Source organism: Pseudomonas sp. P5_A2_2, assembly GCF_054177685.1.
On the sequence record NZ_JBGCUL010000615.1, the window covers coordinates 1 to 2,734 of the forward strand.

The window sequence follows — 2,734 nt, forward strand, 5'->3', positions numbered from 1 at the left end:
GTACCCGATCGCGGTGGGGGCTGGTATGGTGACCGCTATCGTCGCCGCTGTCAGCCTTTGGGCGAAGTTTTGAGCATTCGTACTCGCCACAGCAGACACGACTCGTGACCCACACAGGAAGTAGCAGCATGTCCACACAACCTACGAATCAAGCCAGCATTGAACAACTGCACCGCGACGTTGCAGCTTTTGCCGAAGAGATGCGTAGTCCCGCCCCGAACGCGATCCGCTCTACTGTGGTGCCGTTCGGCATCGGTGCCGCCCTGGCACTGGCAATCTTTGTTGTCATCGCCATTGTTGTCCGACTGATCTAGTCTTTTGCTCTCCCGCCGTCCTGGGCTGTCGTTGAAATACAAAACGCTCGATGTGGTGCCTCGGGCGCCTGGGTGAAACAGGTGTAAACCTGTTTCAGGACAGACAAAAAGAAGAACACAGACGCCTTCGACACCCAAATATAGTCACTCTCCCACCTGCGCCCGCAACTGCCGCCCATCATCTTTCGTGCGCGACGTATGCAGTAAATATTGAAATATTGAAATTGCTACGTTGTTGCGGCATAACTTTTGTTCTGTCTATTTTATGGAATTGATATTGTTGCATGGAGTGCTATATGCAAAAACCGATTACACATTATTCATCTTTAATAACGCCTGGGTCTCGACAGGTTGAAGCTACAGAAGTCCAAGTTTTTTCTTCAAGCTTCGATAGTATTTTGTTTTGGGATGGGGCTGTCCCGACGGTTACTACGCCCCATAGTATTGAGGGTGTCAAAAACACCGGCAACGAATACCAAAAGTTGGTGGCGGTAGGGCTTTCGGTGCGCGATCAGATAAAGAGTAGTTTTTCGGGTGGTGCACCGAATGTTCGAGAATATTTAGAAAAACGCATAGTCGCAGCCATTGACACGCAGGAGCTCAATGCGTTGGAAGCTGCCTTAAAAAAGAAAGCGATCATCGTTGAACTTTTGCAAAGGGTCAGAATGCACAGGAGTTGGCAGGAGGCAATAATATATAGTGGTGTAGACGCATTGTCGCTAGACAGCAAAAGAAGTGCCGAGATATTTGCAGCGGATGTGGAAGCAGAAGAAAATGTGGCATTGCGACTAAGCCTTTATGAAGAATTCCTATTATCGCTAACTGCCGCCTACGTTAAACGAATCCTTGTCGAAGCCATCCCCATTCTGGAGGACGCTTCWGCAACTGCAGACGCTGCAATTCATCGCGCCTTGGCAAGGGGCGAAGTCGCTTACACCTACAGGTTACCCATTGGTAATGGCGCAGAGGCTGGAACTGTGGCGGGTGCCATTGCCATCCATGTCGCCGACGGCTTGACCTTCAGGGCAGTGATCCATGGAGGCATTAAATTGTTGGCAGGGGTGGGGGGCGCACTTATCAGTCGGGCCACTGCTGTTGGGATCGGAGCCTTGTTCTATTCACCTGCTCTTGCTAACGGCGAACGCTTTCCTCAAACAGTTCTCACACTGTCCGGTAGCACTTTTTTGCCGAAGCTGCCGTCAAACCTGAATGAAATCGCCGCTACCGAAGGAACCATTGACCTTCCTTATCGGATTTTTGGCGACCTTAACCAATACACCCTAGTTGCAACCCCGGCTGGAGGGAGTGTCTCGGCAAAAGTGCCAGTGCGAGCATTGGCATTCGATCCAACGACCAGCAGCTACAGTTTCACGTCAAACGATACACCGCCCATTATCCTCAGTTTTCCAATTATTCACTTGGGAAACGGCTCGACAACTTCGCCCGCCCGACCTGCACAAGTACCGACTTACACTGGAGTTACGCTGTCGCCATTGCTTGTGCAGCCTGAAACCTTACCCGCGGTCGAATTGCCTGATTTCAGGGATTGCATTTACTGCTTTCCGATTGAAAGCGGTCTGCCGCCAATCTACGTTGTTTTTAATAGTCCTTATGAAGGAGCAACCACAAGGGGAAAATACAGTGGTCGACTTTTCAATCCCGCCAAAGCTGGCGGCCCAATCCTCGATCTCGATTGGACAAGTGCTACCGTGACCCAGGCGGGTATTGACCTGGTAAAATTACATACTGGACGCTTTGGTCTTTCGGACGCCAATGCCATTATGATTTTTCGCTTGAAAAAAATTCTGCTGGGTGAATTGGTAATCACAGATGCTGACAAACGCTTCTATACTCATGAACTCAGAGAGCTGGAACGTTTCAGAGCATTAGGTGTGGTTGACGGTGTAAACCCGAATGACGACGGTGTTATTTGGAACAATACTCACGCCGCGACGCTGGAAGACTACAAGCTAAAAGATGATTTTGAATTACTCTACACGCCCGAGGCTATAGAGGCAGACAACAAACAAACGGACAGAGAGTCCAAGCAAATTGGAGGAGTAAAACGATGAGCGTCATAAAAAGCATCGTACTAAACGAGAAGCCTGAAGAGGTAATTCTATTTCTTACCAAAAATGAATTGGGCATCTCCTTTCCTCGGCTTGATGGCCTTTATAATCGGGCTAACTGGGCGCATGTGGAGAACAACATAGGGCTATTGAACCTTGTCAAGAAAATGTGTGATGCCGGTTTTATAAAAAATAATGGGTGCATAGTAGTGAGAGGACCCAACTGGAGAGAGCCGGCATTCATGCTCGAAGGCAAATATACCTTTGACTGACAGCACCAAGTACCTGAACGCAGGTGCCAGAGAACGGTGGCAGTAGCCATCATTTCGTGGTCGTCCGGTTCCCTTGTCC

At 49.4% G+C, this 2,734-nt stretch carries 3 protein-coding genes; all 3 read left to right on the plus strand.

Translation table 11 applies throughout. The annotated features are described in order from the left end of the window. The first annotated feature begins 128 nt into the window (after nucleotides 1–128). The 3 genes from ACXRVY_RS23080 (at nucleotide 129) to ACXRVY_RS23090 (ending at nucleotide 2,655) form a co-directional block, all read left to right on the plus strand. Nucleotides 129–314, plus strand: a complete 186-nt coding sequence (locus tag ACXRVY_RS23080) for a hypothetical protein (RefSeq protein ID WP_223463660.1) — start codon at nucleotides 129–131, stop codon at nucleotides 312–314. 296 nt (nucleotides 315–610) lie between these two features. Further along, complete coding sequence (locus tag ACXRVY_RS23085; RefSeq protein WP_223463661.1) at nucleotides 611–2,386, plus strand: S-type pyocin domain-containing protein; 1,776 nt, start codon at nucleotides 611–613, stop codon at nucleotides 2,384–2,386. Next, entirely contained in the window at nucleotides 2,383–2,655 is a 273-nt protein-coding gene (locus ACXRVY_RS23090; RefSeq protein WP_223463662.1) for a hypothetical protein, read from the plus strand. The genes ACXRVY_RS23085 and ACXRVY_RS23090 overlap by 4 nt, the downstream gene beginning before the upstream one ends. The last annotated feature ends 79 nt before the right edge of the window (nucleotides 2,656–2,734 follow it).